This is a genomic window from Flagellimonas sp. 2504JD4-2, from assembly GCF_053642935.1.
Map to the genome: position 1 here is coordinate 757,069 of NZ_JBSIOV010000002.1, position 24,410 is coordinate 781,478.

General features: G+C 40.3%; 18 protein-coding genes and 1 other RNA gene. 14 read left to right on the forward strand and 5 right to left on the reverse strand.

The window, feature by feature from the left end:
• Nucleotides 1-326: 326 nt before the first annotated feature.
• The 3 genes from ssrA to ACULLH_RS10080 all read left to right on the forward strand — a co-directional run bounded on the left by ssrA (nt 327) and on the right by ACULLH_RS10080 (nt 1,441).
• Nucleotides 327-724, forward strand: a transfer-messenger RNA (tmRNA) gene (ssrA, locus tag ACULLH_RS10070).
• Nucleotides 725-853: 129 nt separating this feature from the next.
• Nucleotides 854-1,093: a GIY-YIG nuclease family protein gene (locus ACULLH_RS10075; protein ID WP_454088617.1), complete on the forward strand. Its 240-nt coding sequence runs from the start codon at nt 854-856 to the stop codon at nt 1,091-1,093.
• Nucleotides 1,094-1,150: 57 nt separating this feature from the next.
• Nucleotides 1,151-1,441: a DUF2188 domain-containing protein gene (locus tag ACULLH_RS10080; protein ID WP_454088618.1), complete on the forward strand. Its 291-nt coding sequence runs from the start codon at nt 1,151-1,153 to the stop codon at nt 1,439-1,441.
• A 72-nt stretch (nt 1,442-1,513) separates the two neighbouring features.
• Here ACULLH_RS10080 and ACULLH_RS10085 read toward each other — a convergent pair whose 3' ends face one another.
• Both ACULLH_RS10085 and ACULLH_RS10090 read right to left on the reverse strand, forming a co-directional pair.
• Nucleotides 1,514-4,408 carry an nSTAND1 domain-containing NTPase gene (locus ACULLH_RS10085; protein WP_454088619.1) on the reverse strand — a complete coding sequence of 965 codons (2,895 nt, stop codon included), beginning with the start codon at nt 4,406-4,408 and terminating at the stop codon, nt 1,514-1,516.
• A 10-nt stretch (nt 4,409-4,418) separates the two neighbouring features.
• Nucleotides 4,419-5,771 (reverse strand): toll/interleukin-1 receptor domain-containing protein, encoded by a 1,353-nt coding sequence (locus ACULLH_RS10090; protein WP_454088620.1) that lies wholly within the window; start codon nt 5,769-5,771, stop codon nt 4,419-4,421.
• 614 nt (nt 5,772-6,385) lie between these two features.
• Between ACULLH_RS10090 and ACULLH_RS10095 the strand changes: the two genes are divergently transcribed.
• The 7 genes from ACULLH_RS10095 (at nt 6,386) to ACULLH_RS10125 (ending at nt 18,165) form a co-directional block, all read left to right on the forward strand.
• Entirely contained in the window at nt 6,386-6,754 is a 369-nt protein-coding gene (locus ACULLH_RS10095) for a hypothetical protein (RefSeq protein ID WP_454088621.1), read from the forward strand.
• Between the two features lie 11 nt (nt 6,755-6,765).
• Nucleotides 6,766-8,337: an FAD-binding protein gene (locus tag ACULLH_RS10100; protein WP_454088622.1), complete on the forward strand. Its 1,572-nt coding sequence runs from the start codon at nt 6,766-6,768 to the stop codon at nt 8,335-8,337.
• A gap of 155 nt (nt 8,338-8,492) precedes the next feature.
• Nucleotides 8,493-9,533, forward strand: a complete 1,041-nt coding sequence (locus tag ACULLH_RS10105; RefSeq protein WP_454088623.1) for a hypothetical protein — start codon at nt 8,493-8,495, stop codon at nt 9,531-9,533.
• Between the two features lie 12 nt (nt 9,534-9,545).
• The gene (locus ACULLH_RS10110) at nt 9,546-9,971 is read left to right on the forward strand and encodes a DUF4231 domain-containing protein (protein WP_454088624.1); all 426 of its coding nucleotides are present in this window, start codon (nt 9,546-9,548) and stop codon (nt 9,969-9,971) included.
• Nucleotides 9,972-10,040: 69 nt separating this feature from the next.
• Nucleotides 10,041-10,652, forward strand: coding sequence for a TIR domain-containing protein (locus ACULLH_RS10115; RefSeq protein ID WP_454088625.1), 612 nt, complete (start codon nt 10,041-10,043; stop codon nt 10,650-10,652).
• Nucleotides 10,652-12,637 carry a KGGVGR-motif variant AAA ATPase gene (locus ACULLH_RS10120; protein WP_454088626.1) on the forward strand — a complete coding sequence of 662 codons (1,986 nt, stop codon included), beginning with the start codon at nt 10,652-10,654 and terminating at the stop codon, nt 12,635-12,637. The genes ACULLH_RS10115 and ACULLH_RS10120 overlap by 1 nt, the downstream gene beginning before the upstream one ends.
• Nucleotides 12,638-12,762: 125 nt before the next feature.
• Nucleotides 12,763-18,165, forward strand: a complete 5,403-nt coding sequence (locus ACULLH_RS10125) for a CHAT domain-containing protein (protein ID WP_454088627.1) — start codon at nt 12,763-12,765, stop codon at nt 18,163-18,165.
• Between the two features lie 142 nt (nt 18,166-18,307).
• On the opposite strand, the gene ACULLH_RS10130 is transcribed toward ACULLH_RS10125, so the two are convergent.
• Nucleotides 18,308-19,522 (reverse strand): peptidoglycan-binding domain-containing protein, encoded by a 1,215-nt coding sequence (locus tag ACULLH_RS10130; protein ID WP_454088628.1) that lies wholly within the window; start codon nt 19,520-19,522, stop codon nt 18,308-18,310.
• Between the two features lie 406 nt (nt 19,523-19,928).
• Nucleotides 19,929-20,948, reverse strand: a complete 1,020-nt coding sequence (locus ACULLH_RS10135; protein ID WP_454088629.1) for a serine hydrolase domain-containing protein — start codon at nt 20,946-20,948, stop codon at nt 19,929-19,931.
• A gap of 252 nt (nt 20,949-21,200) precedes the next feature.
• On the opposite strand from ACULLH_RS10135, the gene ACULLH_RS10140 reads away from it, so the two are divergent.
• From ACULLH_RS10140 to ACULLH_RS10155, 4 genes are all read left to right on the forward strand, one after another.
• Nucleotides 21,201-21,335 (forward strand): hypothetical protein, encoded by a 135-nt coding sequence (locus ACULLH_RS10140; RefSeq protein WP_454088630.1) that lies wholly within the window; start codon nt 21,201-21,203, stop codon nt 21,333-21,335.
• A gap of 54 nt (nt 21,336-21,389) precedes the next feature.
• On the forward strand, nt 21,390-22,049 hold the full coding sequence (rpe, locus tag ACULLH_RS10145) for a ribulose-phosphate 3-epimerase (RefSeq protein ID WP_454088631.1): 660 nt from the start codon (nt 21,390-21,392) through the stop codon (nt 22,047-22,049).
• On the forward strand, nt 22,049-23,011 hold the full coding sequence (locus ACULLH_RS10150) for a YpdA family putative bacillithiol disulfide reductase (protein ID WP_454088632.1): 963 nt from the start codon (nt 22,049-22,051) through the stop codon (nt 23,009-23,011). The genes rpe and ACULLH_RS10150 overlap by 1 nt, the downstream gene beginning before the upstream one ends.
• Nucleotides 23,012-23,085: 74 nt before the next feature.
• Nucleotides 23,086-23,838, forward strand: coding sequence for a hypothetical protein (locus ACULLH_RS10155; RefSeq protein WP_454088633.1), 753 nt, complete (start codon nt 23,086-23,088; stop codon nt 23,836-23,838).
• Here ACULLH_RS10155 and ACULLH_RS10160 read toward each other — a convergent pair.
• Nucleotides 23,835-24,410 (reverse strand): hypothetical protein, encoded by a 576-nt coding sequence (locus ACULLH_RS10160; RefSeq protein WP_454088634.1) that lies wholly within the window; start codon nt 24,408-24,410, stop codon nt 23,835-23,837. The genes ACULLH_RS10155 and ACULLH_RS10160 overlap by 4 nt on opposite strands.

A 24,410-nucleotide genomic window follows, 5' to 3' on the forward strand; every position in this document is an offset into this window, starting at 1 on the left:
TGGTATCCAAAACTTTTTTCGGAACAGTTTTTGGAATACCTTTGCTAGCTGCGTTAGGCATCTCGACTGCGCTCGATGTGACAAATGTGGTTTGCAAACTAAAACTTGCGTTAGGGATAGAGGCAGGTACCCCGCTTCGCACTGCTTTGGCAGGGCAAGCGTGTACAGCCGATAGCCCGACCCTTTGAAGCCTTTGGCGAAAAAGGGGAACGCCCGCAAAAATACTATTGTTCTTTGATAAAAAAATGGGAAATGGATTTCTGGCCCTTCGACTACGCTCAGGGCATAATTCGATTACGCGAATCAAAGATTCGCTATCTCATTATGGGGCCGACTGGTTTTGACAGCGAGACCAATTGGATTGTAAGCATGCCGAGCGCTGGGATATAGCTCGTTAATATCATTTTCCAAACTTTTAATTGGCGATAATAATTACGCTCTTGCCGCTTAATCTGAATTATAGTAAGATTAGCCTCGTCCCTACTAGGTAGGGAAGCGAGATGTTCCTGGATAGCCCTTGTTGATGGCGATCTGTTTAGGAGCACCAAAAAAGTCAACATAAGGGTGCCATGGCTTTGATGGTATCACAAAAACTTTAAGAAGCTAAGTGTACAATAGGCGGTCTTTGGTCGGTTGTGCATCGAAAATTGAACAAGGACTAAGCATGTAGAAAGCAATGCGATTGCTTGTTTGGACGAGGGTTCGAATCCCTCCGGCTCCACCTGCGCCCTCCGCAGCTCGAGGTTTACCGAGAGCGTAGGAGGGCTCTATTTTTTTTTCAACCTCCTTTTTGTTCTGAACCCTCGGGCTTCGGTGGACCCGGTCCACGGTGGTTCCGTTAAACTTTTTAGCTATGAATTGGACGGTTTACATTCTTAAATGCTGTGATGGTAAATTCTACACAGGCTTTACAAATGATCTTGATAGACGATTGAAAGAACACCGTGAAGGCAAATCGTTTTCCACCAGTTACCGATTACCTTTTGAATTGGTCACCTATATTGTGTTCCATGATAGGCAAAAAGCCTATGCATTTGAAAAATACCTGAAATCGGGTTCTGGAATAGCATTCCGTAACAAACGTTTGATCTAAAATTCAACACCGCACTTTCGCGGATTACCATTATCTTCGAAATCATTACTAATTCGCATGTCCAAAGGAAAATCTTGGTTACGCATTCTTATCGACCTCATCGAGGTTTTTGTCAACAGCAAGGAAAGCAACAAACGAAGCCGCACTTGGCACCAACATGTAGTCCCTTTTGAAGACGGTTGGGCCGTACGCCGTGAAGGGAACAAAAGGATCACCAGCAAACATCGAAAGCAGAGTACGGCAATCCGCAAAGCCAAAAGTCTAGCCAAAAAATATAAGGCGGACGTTATAATTCACAGAGCAAGTGGTGGTATTCGAGAGCGAATTAGTTATGACGATAAGCTATAGCACTTGAAGAGGGGAAGTTTTGCAAAAGTCACCTATTGGGTGGCCGCAATTTTCAAGGAAGCAATAACGTGCTTATTTATCAGGTTTTAAAAGATCGGATTTAGTCCCTCTAGGTAGTTTTAACTTAATTTGTTTCGATTCCTTAGCCTCCTCTTGCCTTTCAATCTCTTCCTCTTTGGTAATTTCAGGCAACAGACTAAAATCATAAATCCCCAATAGGAATTTTACCGATTTATCCTTTGGGTCCAATTCATAAAATCTTAGCTGGTTGTTTTTGGAAAAGCTCATCTCTTTAACACTAAATCCCTTCTGTTCATTTATAACCAAACCCGACAAAATGGTATCTTTTTGCACGGATCCCGTATAAATTGAATAATCAATATGCTCTAATGGCGTATGATTTCCCCAATACGTTTCTTTAGTCAGTAACTGGATTTGCACCAAGTGCAATCTACTCGTTTTGTTTTTTGGCGTTGACACTGACAGCTTTATGGATTTTGTTCCCGACGGAATTGAATCCCATACAATTTCTTTATTCGTTTCATCTATGAACTTAAGATCATTAAGCTCAAGTAATATGGAATCCTTGGCAATAAGACTGTCAAGTCTAACCTTAACAGAGTCCCTTTTGTTGGTGCCATAGTTTAAATTGTAATAATAAGAATCGGAGGAATTGTCATTTTCATCCTCATGAATAATTCCAATTTTCTTCGAGTTGATTCTCTTATTCAGTACTTCAAGCTCTGTTTCTAGCAGCATTATCTTATTTTCAACAGTCTCATTATCAGATTCCAGTATTTGGTTGATTCTTTCATAAATTAATTTATCGCTTGGTTTGATTACGGTGTCATAAAAGCTAAAAACGTTGGCAAGAATAAACACCCCAAATAAAACCCCTCCCCACTTTAGCACCGAATCCCGGAAAATATTCTTCTGGGAAGATGTAAGAATGGGATGGACAAGGGTGTCGTGGCTTATTTCATAATAGCGTTCTTCCAACCTTCTCTCAAACCGAAGCAAGTGGAAATCAACCAGATTTGAAAGCGTTTTTTGGTCAATGTTATACCTATTTTTAATCTCAGCCTCGGCTACACTAAGTCGTTTGCCGGATTGGCTTATCAAACCTTGTTCACATAGTTTTCGAACACTTGGCCTTTTAATCCAATTCAGTTTTTTGATTTGATTGTCATAGAAATTCAATAAAATACTCAGCATCCCGATACTGCCTCCAAAATCCTTCTTGGTTATGGTGATAAGTTTATTTCTTGGGATTCTTTGATGTTTGAGCAAAACTTTGTCCTCGATACTTTGACAAAGCAACTGCAATTGAAAGGGAGCAATGGTTGGTGTTGAATGTTTCGTTATTTTCAATTCCTCAGAACCTGTACTTTTCTTGCCATTATTATAACTCATCCAAAATAGGATGGCCAAAATTACATTGCCCACAAACAGAATAAAGGTTAAAAATAAAATGCCCGCCAAGGCAGATAAATCCAAATCCCCGAAACCCCCATTCACAAGAATTAGCCCTAATAACAAATTAAATAAATGGATTACAAAAATTGGAAGCAATGTTTTTTTGGGATGAATCGTAAACTTAAACTGTAGCACCACAAAATATACCATAACGATCAAAATGTTTATGGCAATAATTTCCAGCATCCAATCCAAAAAAGCTCCTATTGACATGCTAATGATCAGCCAAAGCATAAAAAATATGTGATAGCGCAGGGGCCACTTTGTGAGTGTATCCATTTCTTTGCGATCGGCACCATCCTTATCACTCAAAATACCGTCACGCCCTTTCTTGTAACATAGCCCAGATAGAAAGACTACTACGTTAACCACAACTACGGGTATTAGAAATAAAATTAACAGTTCAACTCTTTCATAATCTGACAACACGTTCAGACTGTAAGCCAACGCTAAAAACCATGCATATAAAAGAACTATAGGTCCTATGGTGTGTCTGGTTGCAATAGGTTTTCGCACCACTAGAATGAAAACAAATAAGGGTATAATAACATACAGTATTGCAATAGCGCCAATATCCTTACCGTCTTCCAGTAGATAATTGGAAATTGCTGTGAGCAGCAATATAGCCACTGCAAAAGTCAATAAAACTTGCCATGACCATTTAAGCGAATATGTGATTGATTTTAATCTTTGCCTATAATCCCTTTTGATTAAAAAATCGATAACAGATTTGATGGCACCCTCTGAATAGGTGAATTTCGGGGTAAAAAGTTCTTCGTGACTAATTCTAGCAGGCTCTTCTATTGCCAATCTAGCCTGCTCTTTTGTCATTTCTGTGAGACGAAATCGATTACTTAGAATTCCTGGAACATTTTCTGCAATCTCCTCTATTTCCGCTAAAAATTCCTCCCGGAAACTGAGAACGATTTTTACTTTGGGCGGGCTTTCCAGTTGATACTTTGATCCGATTGCTTCGTCGTCTCCAGATTTAATATACTTTACCCCTTCAAGTTTGGATATTTCTTCAAAAAAAGCTTTTCGCCTTTCCTTCTCATAACCTAAGGTGAAAATTTCCTCAAACTGGTCAAAAACTAGAACTGGGGTTAGAAGTTTGTCATCCTCGGTCCACAATTCAGAGGTTTTCAAAAACTCCCTTAGCGAATTTTTACTGCCAGAGATAAATTCCACACCCTCTTTATTTGCTTCATCAGCTATAAAGGATTCGATGCTATCCAGAATTTCTTCAGAAGGGTCGTACAGACGAATTGGTACTGGAAAATAACCTCTATCTGATAGTTGTTCAAAAACACCAGCGTTTAGCAATGACGATTTACCAACCCCTGATTTGGCAAATAGCACAACCAAATTTTTTGAAAGAATCAAGTGTAATAATTGTTTCTTTTCATTTTCTCTGCCAAAAAACAACTTTCGTTCTAACGGATTGTTTTTAAATGGTCTTGCACCTGGGTATCTTCTATTGTTATCTGACATAATACGAAGGTTACTTGTTGAGTCGTTCCCAATCTCTACGAATATGTTTGGCAAGGTTTTTTATATTCCCCAAATCCGTAAGATCTGTATACTGGTATTTACTGAGTTGTTTCAAGTGTTCACTATCGTCTATGTAGACCGGAAAAATATAACTGAAGCCAGTTCTTACCTCTTCGGAAAGTCGCAAGGCAAGATTGATTTCTTTATTTACATACCCTCTTGACTTGCCCACCAGTGCGGTGCTCTGAACTATTACAAAATAATCGATGTCCTTTATCGTAGTTTCAAGCACATCATTCCATTGGTCTCCTCCGCGAATTCCTTCTTTATCTATCCAGGGGTTGAGTTTTTCCTTTTTTAAACGTTTGTATATTTCCTTGGCCTTGTCTTTATCTTCGGATGCATGGCATATAAATACACTTGGAGCTCCAATGGTTTCATGGTCTTCCCCCTCATCCTGATGCTTTATTTCATTCTTTCCAGATTTAGCGTCTTGAAGACCTACGCAACGTTCTTTCAATTCTCTTATAAACTCTTCAAGGCCATATTCCGGATAGATGATGCTCAGTTTGTTCTTAAAAAAGAATGAAATACGGTCGTGTTCAGCTGCAGCTTTATCACCTTTCATCATTTCTTCAAGGGCTACTGAGCGGCTGCGCGTATTGCCCTTCCGAATTTCCTTGCCTCCGAGCAAAGTATACAACAGGATTCTCAAATACCAATTGTGAAACCCAAAACCAAGAAACACAAAAGAGGTTTTATCATCACAAAATCGGCTACTGATATTGGCCTGCAATGCCGGAGTGCCAGATATGATACTTAGCAGATAATCCAATAAATGCATTTCTGAGACCACTACGGAATCCCATTCATCTGGACTACCATAGAGGTAAAAGATCAAGGGTTTTTCTTCGTTATCCCAGGCTGCATGATCTCTTTTCCCGCTTCTATGGTCATAATAATCCACATAGTAATCTTTCCCTCGCTCTTTATCCATGTCTTCAAAAGCTTTGATCAGGGATTTATCCGGGGAGGCATTAATAATCAGCTTGAATGGGATATGCGCCAGATTATCAAACACTGGCCTTTCATCGTGGTTATTGTTAAAAAAGTTGGATGCTTCATATTGAAGCGCATCAGGGGGTTGTTTTTTCAAAAAAGCCTCGGTAGCTTCTTCAAGATCATCTGCCTTAGATCCTTCAGCATTTTCATTGACCTCGTTAAACAAATGATTGGAAAAATGAGCGGTAATTGGTTTGGTAACACCTCCTTTGTTAAGTAAGGCCATATCAGGGCCAATGACCAGAATACATTTACCGCCAAGAATATTATTAACCAGAATGTTCCAATCTCTTTCTACCATCTTTACGATTTAATATAAATTGATATTTACAAGTACTATAATTATTACACTTTCCGCTATCGGACCTAAATTTTACATTGCAACATTCTGTAAACCTTAACATCCTCATAATCACCCTTGAGGCCATATTTTTATCAAATTACATCCCCATTTTGATTCAGAAATTCCTTGTTTATCCAATACGCTAAATGCCTTACTAATTTATCCTGCCAATACTTGATAGGATTGTTTCGCGAAGAGGTAAAAAACCTCAAACTTCTGGTCCATATACTGAATCATTTTTTTGAAATTGGATATAGCCATATTTTAATTCGATATCTCAAATTATTAATGCATGAGGCATTGCATACAACCTTTGAGAATATTGGGGGAAGATGAACTACACTAAATTTAATAATTAATAAATTAAAATGTAGGAATTTATACTAAAACTTAGTTCTTGATTTGGCTTTTGATTGAAAAAATCAAATTTTCCCTATTTATACATAATAACTTACATAGTATACATATTTATTCCCACACCATAAATTTATGCTTTAACTTGAAATGTACTAGTTGCTAGTGCTTTAGCAAGAAAAAAGTGAGTTGATTACATACCATATAGAACCAAGACCATGAAAGCCAACAAAAGAAGTCTAGTCCCAATTCTACTATTTTTCTGTTTTATTGTTTCATCCTGCGTGAGTACCCGTATTGAAGCCAGTCCTTATCAAGATAGTGTTGAGAATTTGGAATGTCAGCGCAAATCGAGTTGGAGCTATTGGTGGGGCGTTGCTCCTGGCAGCACCAAAACAGTAAGTGCCAATCCAGATATTGCCGATACGGAATGTGCTTGTCACGAAAGAGCCATGTCCTGGACGGTAGTAAAAACCTCATTCCCTGATTTTTTATTAAGCCTTGTGACCTTAGGTATTGTAAACCATAGGACCGCAATTTACGGATGTGCAAGACCTCAAGGAGGTGAAGGTGATTTAGACCAATAAATACATTTGCAATGCTACCAGACGGAATTTCACGATTACCCATTCAGCAATGGACCAACAAGCATGAAAACTTTACGCACGACTTGGTCCAGAATGCTTCTTTTAAATTGAGAAACCCTCAGGGACAAAGCCATAAGGAGCGCTATCGAAAGACCACTAAAAACTTTCAATGGTTGATTCAACATGCCTTGGATGAAAATATCAGGTTACGGGCTATGGGAAGTGGCTGGTCTTTTACCAAAGTAGGGGTCACTGAAGGCGGGCTTGTGGACACAGCCTCATTGAATTTTTCATTTCCATTGACCAGCAAATATGTGAGCCCGAATTATGCGAACAGTCCAGAAGATCTTTACTTTTTGCAGTGCGGAACAATAGTTTATGAGTTGAACAACCGCTTGGATGCCAAAAATCCACCGCGGTCCATTAAGGCATCAGGGGCAAGTAATGGGCAAACCGTTGCAGGGGCCCTATCCACAGGGACCCATGGGGCAGCTATTAATGTTGGTGCCATTCCCGATTTTGTAGTTGGCCTACATGTGGTTACAGGTCCAGACACCCACATCTGGCTGGAACGGAGCTCATATCCGGTTGCCTCCCAAGAATTTATAGATTGGCTGGATGCTGATTTGGTTCAGGATGATAGCCTATTCAATGCTGCTCTGGTGTCCTTTGGAAGTTTTGGTTTTATCCACGGGGTCATGATAGAAACCGAACCCCAATTTTTACTTACCGAACATCGTGTGGGGAACATTGCTTATGATGATACCTTGAAGAACGCTATGAGGACCTTGGATTTCTCTGGACTTCAGTTACCTGGCGTGGGTGCAAATGGAGATATGTACCATTTTGAAGTATTGTTCAACATTCACAAATTTGAGCCCAATAATGCGGAAAAAGGTGCTTTTTTAAAGTATATGTTCAAAAAACCGGTGGAACCACATCCTCCGTTATTAAGGGATAACGAATTCACTTATGGTGATGATCTCTTGGGAATTATTTCAACTGTTTTGGACAAATTACCCGGCTCTGGACTTCTGATACCTGCCATGGTCAATGCTATGTTTAAACTAGCCTTTAAAGCGCAAGATCCCATTCAAGGAACAATAAGGGAAATATTCAATTACACCAAATTCAGGGGTAAAGTGGCTAGTGCCGCCATCGGAATCGATATTCAAGATTCACCAAAAGCAGTAGAACTAATAGCAGAAGTAAATAAGCAAAAACCTTTTCCCGGAGGGCTTTCGCTGAGGTATGTAAAAGGCACCAAGGCAACCCTAGGGTTTACCAAGTTCAATAACACCTGTGTTCTGGAAATGGATGGTGTGGATGGAGGCAAGGCAAGGGAGTTTTATGAAGCGGTATGGAACAGGTTTGAACAAGAAGGTATTCCCTATACCCTGCACTGGGGTAAAATCAATTTTAACCTGAACGAAAATCGAGTCAAAAATATGTATGGTCAAATTGCGGTCCAGTCATGGATTGATGCCCGTAACCAAATACTGTCACCACCTGTGCTGGAAGTTTTTAATAATAAATTCATTGCAGACTGTGGTCTGGACAAAGTTCAGGGTGCCATTGTTTAAAATAATAGCGCTGGCACATAATAGTGGCTTTGCATATTTGAAATAGTGGGTTTTATACTTTCATTTTTTTAATTGCACTGCAAGATTAGTTAGTATTTTTCTTATATTTCAGCTACGATTTCCCTTTAATAATTAATTCTAAAATTATAGCTATTATGAAGCTTATGACATTAGACGAGATGGGGATTTCAACCTCCCTATCCGCAGCAAAAGATACCTCAAGAGCCTTGTTGAGAGGTGCCGAACTAGAGGCAGATGCCAATCCCTTTAAACCCATAGGTATTGGAAAACCCTTGGTAATACGATTTCACACTATTTATTTGGGTGACTTAAAAAAAGGACTATTCAACAGCAATCAGGATATTCTGGTCACTTCGGCCATAAAAGATGATGCCACTTTTGATGCAGCCCCCCGGGCAATCCATCAAATCTACCGAAGAAGGGATGAGCGGGAAACTTTATCGCCATCCTCCCTAAACGAAGGAACCCCATTGATATATTATTCCAAGGCATTCGATTCAGAGTTGTTGAGAATCACATTAGAGGTAAAAGCTGATAGATTTCCGGCCAAGGCCTTCAATACGGTTTCCAATTCATTGAGCGCTGCTGGCGGCATTCCCATTTTTGGGGCATTGTCGTCCTATTTGATCGCAGGGGGACAGATCATAAAATCCGCGGCAAGTATTCTCAACACATTGTTGGAAGGAGGTCCCGTCTTATCGTATAAATTTGATATACTAGATGGTGTAGCCGGTCTAAAAAACACCAAAGCTGGTTTTATTTTAGGGTTGAACAATAATGATAAGGCGCACTTCAAAAACAGTGGATATGAGATCACCGACCTGTTTGATGACAATCAATTGGTTCTGGCCAAGGATGGAAAAAAATATAATGGCAATAAGCCGTATATTATCATGAGCATTGATGGTACCGAGAAAACCCAGTTCGAGGATTTTAAACCGACCATAGCCAGTGCCGCCTTGCTCAAAAAATTCTATGGCATAAAAGAAAACTCATCTGTGGATGAAATGGTGGACATCCTTCAGGTTTACAATGATTTTAAGTATGTTCAAAAAATAAAGAATCTGTCGAAAGAACTGGACGGCGCTTCTGCAGAAAAAAAGAAAGAACTCAACCAACTCATTGAGGCATATAAAAAGAATATCAAAAACAGTGAAGACTATTCACTGGACTAAAAAGTAACCACCGTGTCAGATAATGAATATGTAAAGAATAGACTGGAAGATCAAATTAATTGGTACAACAAAAAAAGTGTAACCAACCAGAAATGGCACAAATTTTTCCAAATCATGAAAATTGTGCTGGCGGTCTCTATTCCAGTGCTTACACTTGTTATTACGGAAGAAACAATGCTAAAGATAACCCTATCCATTATTGGTGCTTTGATAGCCATAATAGAAAGTGTTTCAAGATTGAATGGCTACAAGGATCTTTGGATCAAATATCGCTTGGTTTCCGAAGCATTGAATCGAGAAAAGTTGTTGTTCGAATCGCAGGTGGCCCCTTATGACAAAGCAAATTCCTTCAGCCTTCTAGTTACAAAATGTGAGAAACTAATGGCTTCTGAGAACCAGACTTGGTTAGAGTTCCAAAATCAAAAAGATTCCCAATAATGTTTCATGTTTTGCGAGAACACCTATATCTCATACGATTTCATCATCTAAGACCAAAAAGCTGGAAGTATGGGCTATGAATACGACATATTTATAAGTTATAGAAGGCAAGACGAAACAAAGGGTTGGATTGAAAACCACTTTATACCACTGTTGGAAATCCATATTTTCAACGAACTGGGAGAGCACCCCTCTTTTTTTCTTGATACCCAACTGGAAGCGGGAGTTAATTGGCCCATAGAATTAGGCAATAAACTCAGTAAATCAAAAACCATAATCCCATTGTGGACCCGCACTTATCTGAACAGTCAGTGGTGTTCCTGTGAAATCGGGCATATGCTTGAAAGAGAATCACAATGCGGCTATAGAACTATTGAAAAGCCAAATGGGTTGGTATTCCCAACAATAATTCACGATGGTGAAACCATGCCGGTTCAGCTCTCCACCATTCAAAAAGTGGAAATACAAGATTGCTTCAATGTTAGAATGGCAAAGGACAGTCCCAAGGCTGAAAAATTGGAAGATCGCCTCAAACCACTTGCCATAAGCATTTCAAAAGCAATAGCAAATGTTCCCGAATGGAAACCGGATTGGAATATAGAAGCCGTGAATGATTTCGTACAGCAATACCATCTTGCTACCAGAGCTGTTCAGGAAACACTCCCAAAACATCTCGAATAATGGGAAATATCATCACATTCTATTCATACAAGGGAGGAGTTGGTAGAAGCATGGCCTTGGCAAATATTTCGTATTTGCTTTCGAGCAAAAACAAAAAGGTCTTGATGGTAGACTGGGATCTTGAAGCGCCGGGATTGGAGCGCTATTTCGATTTTGATGAATTCTCCGTAAAAAAATCGAATAGTGGCCTCTTACAATATTTGGATAAACTAAAATCCGGCAATGCTTCGGAAAAGGATTATTTAGAGTACTGTTGGCAAATTGACCTAGGGTTCAGTTCCAACCTATTTTTGATGTCGAGTGGCAGGGACAATGACCCCCCAGCTTATTCAAAACTTTTGGAAGGATTTAACTGGGACAGTTTTTTTACCCAGGGCAAAGGGGGTTATCATTTGGATCTGTTGAGAGATGTTTGGAAAGAGGACTTTGATTACGTTTTGATTGATAGCCGTACCGGATTGAGCGATTCCAGTGGTATCTGCACCATTTTTATGCCCGATATTCTTGTGCCCATGTTTACGGCAAATTACCAAAGCCTTTTTGGTATCAATGATACGGTTGAATTTGTCAATGCGGCAAGACAAAAACTACAGGTCGACCGAATGGCCTTGACGACTCTTCCGATACCCTCGCGATTTGGAACCCGAATCGAATTTCAACAGTCCCAAGAATGGTTGGACAGGATAGACAATATATTAAGCCACTTAATGAGCGATTGGCTTCCGAAGTGGGTAGAATCGAGGCATATTTTTGAGCAAATCAAAATTCCACAGGTCGATTATTTTAGTTTTGGTGAAAAATTGGCCGTTTTCGAACAAGGTACTAGTGATCCGGAAGGCATGGGTTTTGTCTATGCCAAAATAGCGGATTTGATTGCTTCCGACTTTCAGGACATTGCAAGCTTTGCTGGCAAAGAGTATTATGAACAAAGAAGAGAAGTATTCGAGCGAAGCAAGCCCGATATATCCAAAAAGACTTCGCAAATCAGTTACGATGTTTATGTGAGCTATTCCCGTAGTGATTATGAATGGGTCAACGAGGCCTTTTTGCCCACTTTTAGGGACTATCTCGGGGAGCATTTGGGCCGTTCCCCAAGAATATACATGGATATCAACGAACTCGACTTTTTTCAAGATTGGGCCAAAAGTTTACAATCTGGGATTAGAAACTCCAAAAGCTTTGTTTTTATCATAGGAAATACATTTGGACAATTTCAGCAGCAAGAATTGCAGAATCTTATGAAATTTCAATCTGAAGGCAATGAACGAACTGTTTTCCCCGTGCTCCTGCAAGACAGAAAAGAGGAGGGTGTTCCATGGCATTTATTGCCACAGGAATTGAGTAACATACAAGCTTTGGTACTTAATAAGTCAAAAAGTCTGCACACCAAGAACACCAGGAACATCGTAGATTTTGGAAGAAAAGTGGATGACTTTTCCAAGCATGTGGCCCAGTCCATAGAACAGTCGCAAATGGTAAACAATATTGAGAACCCCAATACGCTTTTGTCAAACATAGATGGTCAATTGCACGAATTAAAGTTAATGGCCAGGGAGTATGAATTGCTACGCATAAATATGACCGGTGGACCACAGCGCACACAACAAATGGAGCGTATAGTTTCGCGTATGAAAAGTATTTCCGACAATGCCAGTGGTCATATTAAAGAACTGCAACAGAGCGAAAATCCTGGGGATAGACTAGCAGCAATAGCCATAATGCAGGTCAATCCGGACATGGAACATAGCAATTGGCTAAAAGAACATGTAGGAGACGCCGAGCAGCCTTTTATAGGATACCAGGCCTGTGTTGCCCTTTTCATAATCACTAGGTCCTTTTCGAAAAAGCATTCCCCGAAACTGTTTTCGGTTTTGAGCGATGCCAAATCCCAAGTCGAAAACTCCACAAAAAAAGACGCTGGTCAGCTTAGGGTCCTGGATGCTTCCCTACATTTGGTCGATAATCAGAATTTACCAATGGCATAATCAATAAATTCTGATATAACTATCAAAAAAATCCTAATTATTTAATGCTATTATCTTGATTTTTAAGTATCTTAAAGATTTAAAATCCCCCTGCGCTTTTTCTATAAATCTTAAATTTTTCTGGTATGGCAAAACTGGAAACACTTACCATTTTTGGGACCCAAGTCAGTGAAGAAAAACATGATACGCTAGGTAAGGTCATTACCTACCAAATTGAATCAAGTACGCGTGATGGCTCAAAAAAAATAGACCTCCCCTTAAAGGACAGTGTCATCGAACTTGTTTTGGAAGATGGTTCCACTTGGATGGTGGACGAATCTACCTTGCATGAGGTATATCCCGAAATTGACCCGGTAAATCCTTTAAATACCCTTAGGGACAGCAGCAATGGTCAATTTGTACTTCCAAATACCATTACGAGCAATTCAGCCTCGGAAAGAAGCGTTGCTGGTAAAATTGTGGTCAAGTTCCTAAAACTGTTCGTTAAAGATAAAATTGCGGAGGGAATCGGTGCCTATGCCGAAAAATTGGAGAACAAACTTTTGTTCAATGGAATTTCTGATGATGGGGCTTGGGACAAAAAAGAAATTCTTTCAAATGGTGGGGTGCTTTTTCAAGTTGATGCGGATTTTGGTTTTTCGAAATTTCAAAAAGGAAATGGTAACGACAAACCCTATTTACTTTTCATCCATGGTACCAACTCCGATACCCTTGGGGCGTTCGAACAACTAAAGTCCACCAGTGCTTGGAATACATTGCATCATATTTATGGTGACAATGTTATTGCCTTCCAACACCGTACACTTACCCAAAGTCCTCTTGAAAATGCACTAAAACTTGCAGAATTCCTTCCAAATGACATCGAGTTACATATAATAAGTCATTCCAGAGGTGGAATTGTTGGTGACGTCCTAAGTAAGTACCATTCCGAAAATGAAACCATCGGTTTTACCAATGATCAAATCACCTTTTTAGAGGCCGAAGAAGACCGTGAAGAAGACCTAAAAGCAATTAAGCGCTTAAACCAAGTTTTTGGCAAAAAGAAATTACGGGTCACCAAATTCATCCGTGTGGCCTGCCCGGCTGCGGGAACCACTTTGCTATCCGAAAGATTGGATACCTATTTGAACGTGGTGGCAAACTTGGTCGGAAAAGGACCTATTTTGGGCACTGTAAAAGAATTGTTGCGTTATACCATTTCCCATAAAGACGATACTGAGATTTTACCAGGTGTGGAGGCCCAAAACCCCGATTCTCCCTTTCAAAAGGTATTGAACCACCCATCAAACAATGCTAAAATCAGTGGACAGTCGCTCATCGTCATTTCAGGAAACAGCCAAGTCAGTATTTCAAAGAGAGGGTTCTTGGCAATTCTCAGCAAGCTTTTCTATTGGAGGCGAAATGATTTGGTCGTAGATACCAATTCCATGTATTTGGGAGCCCTACGGGATAACCAAATCCAATATTTCTTTGATGAAGGATCCCATGTGGATCATTTTAACTTCTTTGGTAATCCTTCAACCAGCGGAGCGGTCGAATTGGCCCTGACCACTTCATCGGATTCAAGTATCCCTGGTTTTAAGACCACAGATCAAATAAAAGTTCCCGCCGAGGATCGCGCATTGGTGGAATATGGAGAGTTGAAGAACGAAAAACCACCTTCAGGCGAACGGCCCATAGTAGTATTATTGCCTGGAATAATGGGCTCCAACCTCTACCAACAAGGCAAGGAGCTTTGGCTCCATTATGGAAGAATCTTAACCGGGGGACTATTAAACCTTGAGTATGATAGTTTGAATACCATCACTGCTGATTCAGTGGTAAAAACTTCATATGGGAAATTGCACGAGCATTTATCCAAAAAATATGATGTGGTACTGCATCCTTTTGATTGGAGAAAACCGCTAAACGAAGCTGCCGGAGAATTCAATGAAAAGATCAAGGAATTAATGACTCTGGAACAACCCATCAAAATTATGGGTCACTCCATGGGTGGAGTTCTTGTAAGGGACTTTATCATAGATTACAAATCGACTTGGGATTCGTTAAACGCATCCGAAGGGTTTCAATTGATCTTCATGGGTTCTCCGCTAAAGGGTTCCCATCGAATTTTGACCGTGCTGTTCGGAAAAGATGCCATCATCAAAAAACTGGCCGGTTTGGACATTATTCATGGTAAAAAAAGGCTCATTGAAATGTTCAAGGAATTCCCTGGAATCCTAGGCTTGCTGCCCTTAAAAGATGACAAAGATGATTTTTCGTCCATTACCGTTTGGCGTCAAATGCGGGAAGTATTCGGACAAAAAAAATGGCCTTTGCCCAGTTTGGAAGTTTTAAGGAATCTTCGGCAATATCAAAAAAATGTGTTGACCAAAATCACGGATATTGATTATAGCAATATGTCCTATATCGCTGGTCACGACAAGATGACTCCCTGCGGTTATTATTTGGACAAAAAACCTCCGAAAAAACTTTACTTTTTATATACGGGCAGAGGGGATCAAAGCGTCACATGGGAATTAGGGATTCCACCCGAGCTTAAGAATGATAATTCGGTCTATTACACCAGGGTATCCCATGGAGCCTTGGCCAATGACCCCTCGTTGTTTCCTGGGATTGACGAAATCTTGGAAAAGGGAAGCACCAACTTGTTAAGCACTTCAATGCCCTTGGTCCGTTCCGAGGAACAGGTATTCAGGGCTGAACCTACCTATGATTTCGATCTTTCAGAACAAGGGCTGGAAAGCACATTATTTGGAGGGGATTCCGAAGATGAACACATCAAGGCACAACTACCCTTGACCATTAGGGTCAGCAAAGGTCACCTTAAGTATTCCAGCTATCCCATTTTAGCAGGACATTTTTTCGGGGACGGCATTTTATATGCGGAAAAAGCTATAGACGGTAGCCTCAATGGCCAATTAAGCGATAGACATGACCTTGGACTTTATCCTGGTGAAATAGAAACGTACCACCACTTCTCACCAAAAGAAAGCAATGATTTTCCCGGAGCTATCATATTGGGCATGGGCGAACAAGGCAAATTAACGTCTTATCGTTTGTCGAAATCGGTAGAAAAAGGGGCCCTAAATTACCTTTTGGACATTGGCAAAAATTCCAATGAGGCAAAAAGTGTTGGTATTTCATCCCTGATCATTTGCAGTGATTATGGAGGATTATCCATTGAAGGTTCTGTCAGGGGCATCATTGAAGGTATCAATAGTGCCAATGCGAAAATTTTGCAAACCTTCTCCAATGGCCATCCGACAGTACAATTTCTGGAATTTATTGAGCTCTACTCTGACCGTGCGCTAAATTGCATGTACACCATTAGGCAAATGGTTCAAAGAGATGATCGAAGCCTGAATATACGTTTGGGCGATTTGTCCATCAAAAAATTATTGGGTTATCGCAACAGGATTCCGTTGAATGATTCCGCGGACTGGTGGAATAGAATTTCTATAAAATATAAGCGTAGTGCGGAAGATTCCAACATTCCTGATAAGTTCATATTCAACGTTGCCACGACCGATTCCCGTGAAGAAGAAAGTGAACTCTATAATGGAACCGACCTTATTGATACTTTCATAAATGATATCTCCATAAAAAATAGATGGGATGATTGTGATGCAAGGACCCTTTTTGAATTGTTGATTCCCAACCCTTTTAAGGAAAAACTGAAACAGAAGGGCAATATCTCTTTAATTGTGGATATCGATTCCGCATCCTATCCATGGGAACTGCTCCAAGATAATTCCATTGGTGCCAAACCCCTGTGCATCAATGCCGGCATGATACGGCAGCTATCCATCCCTGTGTATAGGAACAAGATAAAACGCGCCAATAACAATCAGGCCCTTATTGTTGCAGATCCCGATACTGAAGGTTTTTTAAATCCACTGCCCGGAGCCTTAAAAGAGGGGAACGAAGTTGCCAGTATTTTGACCGAAAAAGGATTCAGCGTCAATTTGTTGCCCAAAAGTCATCCAGCGGAAATCATTAGAAAACTGTTCTGTGAAGATTATGCCATAATACATTTGGCCGGCCACGGCATTTATAACCCGGAATCCCCAAAAGAATCTGGCATGGTCATCGGCAACAATCAATTTTTGACCGTTTTTCAGATTGAACAACTCCCCATTGTACCCGATTTGGTGTTTGTGAATTGTTGTCATCTCGGGTTCGCCAAGTCTGAAGATGAGCGTTTCTTCAAGGACAGGTACAAACTGGCCGCCAATATTGGAACAGAACTCATTAAAATTGGGGTGAAGGCTGTCATTGCTTCTGGATGGGCTGTTAACGATGCCGCCGCATTGGATTTTGCCAAACGTTTTTACGAAGAAATGTTCAATGGAAATACATTTGGCAATGCCATCAAAGAAGCTCGGAACAAAGTCTATGAAGAATATAAAAATATTACCAATACCTGGGGTGCCTATCAATGTTATGGAGACCCCTTCTTCACCTTAAAAGACCGTTCGCAAAAGGCATATCAACCCAATTATATAGTTCCCGAAGAGGTCGAGGTAGACCTAGAAAATCTGTACAACAATATGCAAATTGGTTATGGTGATGCCGATTATTTTGAGCAACAGCTGGAAACTATTGTCCAGGCTGCAGAAAAGAGTGTCTCTTTAACTCCCAAAATCTGCGAAAAGATTGCTGAAATCCACCAAGATCTGGGAGATTATGAAAAAGCAAAAGATCAATATTCCAACCTTATGAAGGAAGAAAAGGCCGACTTTTCAATGAAGGCCATGGAAAAATACTGTAATATCAGTATCAAACTTCTTGTCAATCGACATCTGACCAGTCAACGACAAAAAATTACACTTGAGGACACTTCAGCAGGAATAAAAGATATCATTAATGACCTACTGGTATTGCTAAGAGCTGGAAGAACCTCAGAACGCCTGAATTTACTGGGCAGTGCCTATAAGCGGTTGTCCATGGTGGCCAGTAGCAAAAAAGAACGGGTGGAAGCCTTGAAACAAGCGCAAGAATATTATGAGCTGAGCTATGCACATAAGAGCAATAACAATAAATCTTATTCACTGACCAATGTTTTTGAAATCGCTTATCTGTTATCGTTAATGACCCCTAAAAAAGGTAAATCCGCATTGGTGGTCAATCTCCATGATACCAACAAAATTGTCAAAACTGAAAAGGATGCCCTTAACATTCTGGATGCGGAAATGGGAGACTTTGGCAATTACACAAAATTTAGTGCCCTGGATTACTGGGATATGGTAACCATTACCAATTATGAAATGACCAAATTGATCTTGGAAGAGGACAAAGAAGATGCTTCTTGGAGGGAAATCAACGAAAACTTAAATGAACTATGGAAGAAAGCAGGGTCGAGGGCGAATAAAATTGCCGAGCTGGAGCAATTACAATTTTTTATCTTGACGTTGCACCACGCCAAAAATGGAAGTCAGAAAGCTTATTTAGACCTATTGGAAAAAACCAGTCATGTGCCGGAAGATTTGTCCGCCAACCTAAATATTTTAAGGGGGATGATTTGAGGAACAAGTTCATTTATCATTTCTTGAGCATTTTCTTGTAAATTTCAGCTCCTTGATAAATGCTTATTTTGATTATACCTTCGTTGAATTCTGTTCACGACCCTACTTTATCATAAAAGCTAAAATGTGTTCAATCTTCATCTTACTTAAGTAATTTTAAAAGGTCTTGAGTGTACGAAGCCCCAAAACCTCCTTCAATATCAAGGTTTTCATCCCGTCCAAGTGTATAATAAACATGTTTCACCTCCTTCGGGGCATAACTCAAAATTAAATCGGCACAAACATTATAGGCTCCCTTGGTTTTCTTTTTGGAGTCGTTTAACTGGCTATAGCTTGTTGCTGCGAATTTGGAACAATCGATTACGTTGCCCAAATGATTGATATAGCTTTTACCCACAAGAACTTGGCATCCTGCTGACCAATTGGAGCTTCCTATACCGGACCAATGGATATTGATTGTGGGATTGGGTCGTTGATCCAAACCTTCTTTTAAATCTTCTTGGGTTAAGGCATTGTCATCATCACGATCACGAAATACCAACACGCCGTTGCTAAAAGGTCTTAAGGCACGATATACTTTAGCTTCCGACGATATTTTATGCCAACCAAATCGATATTTATGCTGCCCTTCCACCAAAAAGGCCTCATCCTTTCTGCTGGCCATATGCTGGCTTGGATCTGTGGAGCCCCAAAATTTGAAAACCAATCCGTTGATCAACAAAATAAACAGATCGTCGTTGTCCCTGCGGTTTGATTTCTTATCAAAATTTCTGCGAATCCCAATCAGGTGGATTTCCTTTTTGTCGATGGTCCAATTTACGGCCTTTACGGTGTCACTTTTTCCTTGAAAAGCATCTACTTGCGATAGAATTGGGTCGTTCCTGTCCACATAATGGGCTTTTGCAGCTTTGAACATATCCATCCATTGCACATATTCATCAGTGGGTTTTTCTGAAGAACTCTTTCCCCAATCGGAAACCTTTCCTTCTCTTTTCCACCGATCAATATGACTCCATGTGCCCTTGCCGACAATCCCATCAGGAACCATTTTTTCAACACCTTCCATGGTTCGAACATACTCTTGAAACAGTCGAGTAGACGCTTGGGTCACATAGTCAAAGATGCCATCAATTACCCCACGGGGCATAAAACCGGCCTTAAAAAGAAATTGCTGAAGTTCGGTAACATCATTTCCAGAAATCTCCCGAAATCTTCGCCATTTGCTACGATCCTCATCTCGGAAAGACTTTGTTCCCTTGAGCACTCCCAGATTGTGATACGGAGCCAAATGTTCCTTTGTGTTGGGAGGAATTTTTCCCAAATCACAGCTTCCTAAATAAATCATATTTGCACCCATACGAATTTGAATTGAATTCTACTTAATATCGATTAATTGCCTTCAACCAAGCTGCCTTGCAAGGAGTTTATTGTAATTCCGATTATTTGAGGGTTCTCATCAATCACAACAGCCTTAGGACCAATCACAACGGGATTGTTCCTTTTAGTAACATATTGCCCTATGACGGTTAAATGACTAGATAACTCACTAAAAGTTGTGCATCAGAAACCAAAACGTCCAAAAATCAAGGCATCAGAATAAAGGGGGAGCTAATTACTTGTAATTTAATAAGTTAAATTTAAATTCCATTAGAGATAACCCTTAAAAATAGTATGGATTTTCTACAATCTTAAGGTAAGCCTAGCTAACAACCACTTACTGCTCTTGGTTTACTAATAATTTGACACAAAGGATTTTTAAGAGACTATTCCCTAGTACTTCTGATCCAATCCCAAAGCGTTATGGCCAATTGTTGTGCATTTTTTTGTTGGTTGGTAGCATCATTTGCATTGACGTTCCAAAAATGGGTAACCACAACCACTAAATCTTCATCTGGAACAATACCGATCATTTGCCCTCCATAACCCAAGGCCATCATAACTCGTTTTTTGTTATGGTCGGTCACCCACCAGCCATAACCATAACCTGACTTCTCACTTGCGTTCGCATGGGTGTAATGAAATTGGGCTGCATCCTCCAAAAATTGTTTGGAGACAATCCTGCGCCCCCTATATTCACCTTCATGAGCTACCATCTCCCCCAGTTTTACCAAATCTCTGGGACTCACTTCGAGTCTGGAATCACCAGGATGATAACCATCACCAAATTTTTTCCATCCAACCTTTTCGATCGCTAGGGGACCAAACAGATGTTTTTCGGCAAATTCCAAGGTACTCATCCCTGTGGCCTCAGTTAGCACAATGGAAAGTAGATGAGTATCTCCAGAATTATAGGTCCAAAAAGTGCCCGGTTTTGAAGTTACCTGCTTGGATAGAATATATTCTTTGGGATTTCCGGAACGAATCATCAACGTCCGGTCGTCCGGACTGGAGTTTTCGTTCCATTGAATACCGCTTTGCATGGACATAAGATGCGCAATAGTAATTTCGGATTTGTCCTTAGGAACTTCCAGATATTTCGAAATAGCGTCATTGACACTTTCAATGTATCCCTTATCAATTGCTATTCCGACCAATGTGGTCATTATGCTCTTGGTTCCCGATCTAATATCATCCAGAGTATCTTTTTCATAGTTGGTATAATATTTTTCAACCACCAATTCTCCCTTATGGCTAGCTAAAAAACTATGGATATTGGGTGATTTTTGTGCCATCTTGAATATTCCTTTCAAATCTTTCCTGGGTGATGTGGTCTTTTCCTGTCCACAACTAGTGAACATACAGAAGAAAATCAAAATACCTAGAAATCGTACCAAGGTTTTCATGTTATTAGTGTCTGAACGTTTCAATTATTCCCGTCCAAAAAGTAAGATAGGCATTGATCGATCACATCTCTGTTAAGAAATTGGGAAAATCAAGCCTAAAATGCATGAATTACCGATAAAAAAACTGGCTAAATGACCTCTTTTTTCGACCAAAACTGCTTCATCTGCCATTTAACCCAACTTTTTTGCCTTTATCGAGTGATTTATGCCGAAGTCTCAGGTTTTCAAAACTTTGGGCCAAAATAGTTCCCAATGAAAACAATTGTTTACAATCTTAAAAAAGAGTTTTCCATACCTGCTAATGTAACCGCAGCGATTTGTTGTTTGATCCTTTCTGTTTCCATTTTCTTTATTATGGGAGTCATGAATAGGGAGGTCCTTCTTTAAGCACAGGTAAGCTTCTTGCGCATTTGCTTATTTTTGTATGCATATAAAGCGCAAATGAATTCAAAATTAGTAGCTCCTTCCCTGTTGGCAGCAGATTTCGCCAATATTCAACGTGATGTGGAAATGGTCAATCAAAGTGAAGCCGACTGGTTTCATTTGGATATTATGGATGGTGTTTTTGTACCTAACATTTCCTTTGGAATGCCTGTGATAAAAGCTATCGCCGAACACGCCAAAAAAACTTTGGATGTCCATTTAATGATCGTTGACCCTGATCGATACATCAAAACCTTTGCTGATTTGGGGTCTGACAACCTTACCGTACATTATGAAGCCTGCACGCATTTGCACAGAACCTTGCAAGCCATAAAGGCTGAAGGTATGAAGGCTGGAGTGGCATTGAATCCACATACCTCCGTGAATCTCTTGGAAGACACCATCCAAGATATCGATTTGGTCTGTATGATGAGCGTAAACCCCGGATTCGGAGGACAGTCCTTTATTGAGAATACGTATCAAAAGGTATCGGATTTAAAAAATATCATTGAAAGGAAAAATTCTAACGCACTTATTGAAATTGATGGTGGGGTAAATGCTACCAATGCTAAAAAATTGGTGGATGCAGGAGCGGATGTTTTAGTAGCCGGAAGCTTTGTCTTTAAAAGTGAAAATCCCACGGAAACCATCAAAAATCTAAAAGAAACGATTGCTTGATGCAGGAATTTGATGTACTGATCATAGGAGGTGGGCCAATCGGCATTGCTTGTGGTCTTGAGGCCAAAAAAAGAGGACTTTCCTATATAATTGTTGAAAAAGGACCGATAGTGAACTCGCTGTTCAACTATCCCATCAACATGCAATTTTTCTCCTCTTCTGAACGATTGGAAATAGATGACATCCCCTTTATCAGTAAAGAGGCCAAGCCAAAACGTAATGAAGCTTTGGAGTACTACCGCAGGATTGTGACCTCCAACCAACTTAACATTCATCTTTTTGAAAAAGTGCTGGAAGTACAAAAGCAATCCCAGTTGTTCTCCATTACTACGAACAAAGGACAGTACGCTGCCAAAAATATTATCGTAGCTACTGGATTCTACGATCTACCCAATAAAATCAATGTCCCCGGGGAGGATTTACCCAAAGTATCCCACTATTATAAGGATCCCCACTTTTACGCGAGTCAGAAATTGGCCGTTATTGGGGCTAGTAACTCAGCTATTGATGCTGCCCTGGAATGTTGGCGTAAAGGCTCGGAAGTCACTTTGATCATTCGAGGTCCGGAGGTAGGGCAACGTGTGAAATATTGGGTGAGACCAGATATTATCAATCGTATTGAGGAAGGAAGTATAAAGGCGTATTATAATTCAAACGTCAAGGAAATTAGGCCAACAGAGCTCATAATTGATACTCCGGAAGGAGAAGTGAGCTTGGAAAATGATTTTGTATTGGCCCTAACGGGCTATATGCCGAATTTTGAATTCTTGGAAAAACTGGGCATCGAACTTTCCGAGGATGACAAACGACTTCCGCAATACAATCCGGATACTATGGAAACCAACATCGATGGCTTATTTTTAGCTGGTGTTATCTGTGGAGGTATGGAAACCCACAAATGGTTTATCGAGAATTCTCGGATCCATGCACCCATAATTATGAATGCCATTCTTAAAAAGTAAGCTAAAGTAAGATCCTGATTTCCTTTTTGTAATCAATTGTATTTGACACGACTAAGATTCCATACACTGATAGTATGGACACATTAGCGCAGGTACATTTGGCATCCCAATATTTGGCAACAGCAGGCAAGAGTTTTTTAGAAGCAAAATCAGATGATAGTCATACCAATGTTGGATTTTTTGCCGAAGACCGAACACTCAGGACTTGGGACTTGGATTCGGAAGGCACTTACCTAGCTTTTCAATATGACACCTTTTCGTTAAAGTGGGCCTCAAAAGATAAAAATGAGTCACTAGCGCTCGAAGGTAAATCGCATGCCGAAACTGTAGAATGGATCTCGCAAATGGTTAAGGAATCAAAACTGCAAAAGCCGTATACCTACGATTTACACTATGACTTGCCCTATACTGCGGGTGACAATTTCAAATTTAGTCTTCCTGCGGATGGTGAATTACAAGACCTAGTTCACCTACGAACGCTATCGCAAAATGCGTTGAAATCCTTCTTGCAAAAAGAAAATTTGGCATCCGACATCCGAATTTGGCCCCATCACTTTGATACAGGGGCTTTTGTTGTGTTGGACGATGGTTCCGGTAAATCCATCGGTATGGGTCTGGCTATTCCGGATAGTATGATCAATGAGCACTATTTTTATATCAGCGGCTACCGAGGACATGACGGTATTGATACATCTGAACTTGATGGTCTTACTCAAGGGGAATGGAAAAATGATGGCTTTAAAGGAGGGGTTTTAAGCGCATACAACGTTTCAGAAAGTACAACCGTCCAATTTTTTCAAGAAGCGTTTAAGGCGTACGCTGGTTAAAGCGAAAACTGATACTGCAGGGAAACACTTCCTATAAACCCTTGTTCCACTTCTTCTCCACTGGTAATCGCATTGATTTCCCTGCCAAAACCAAGGGTCAACCCAAGTTGGGAGCGTGTATTTTTAATGGGAAGAAAATAGCCTCCCTCCAACCAAGGCTGTAGTACCAAGGTGTACGTACTTCCCGAAATGGGAGCATCGGCTGGGCCTATATCGGTCCAATCAATGTTCAAACTCCAAACATCTAAATTAAGGCCCGCGATAAATTTCCCTTTTCCTGATGGGAAATGCCTCCGGTACCCAATAGAGCCTCCGAATCCTTCTCCTTCTTCGGTAACATTCACATCACTAAAATCCTTACGGTCCACAAAATTTCCGCCCAATCTCAACAATACAGAAGATTTTTCAGAAATAGCATGGTCCAAGTTGATGGTTGGGATTATTCCGGCCGGGTATACTTGCACAGAAACTCCCAAATAGACCGGATAATGCGCAGACGAATCCTGGGCCCAGGATGTTTTATTGCCCAGTAAGAACAGCAGCAAACAAAACAAACCGAGTTGTGTTTTCAT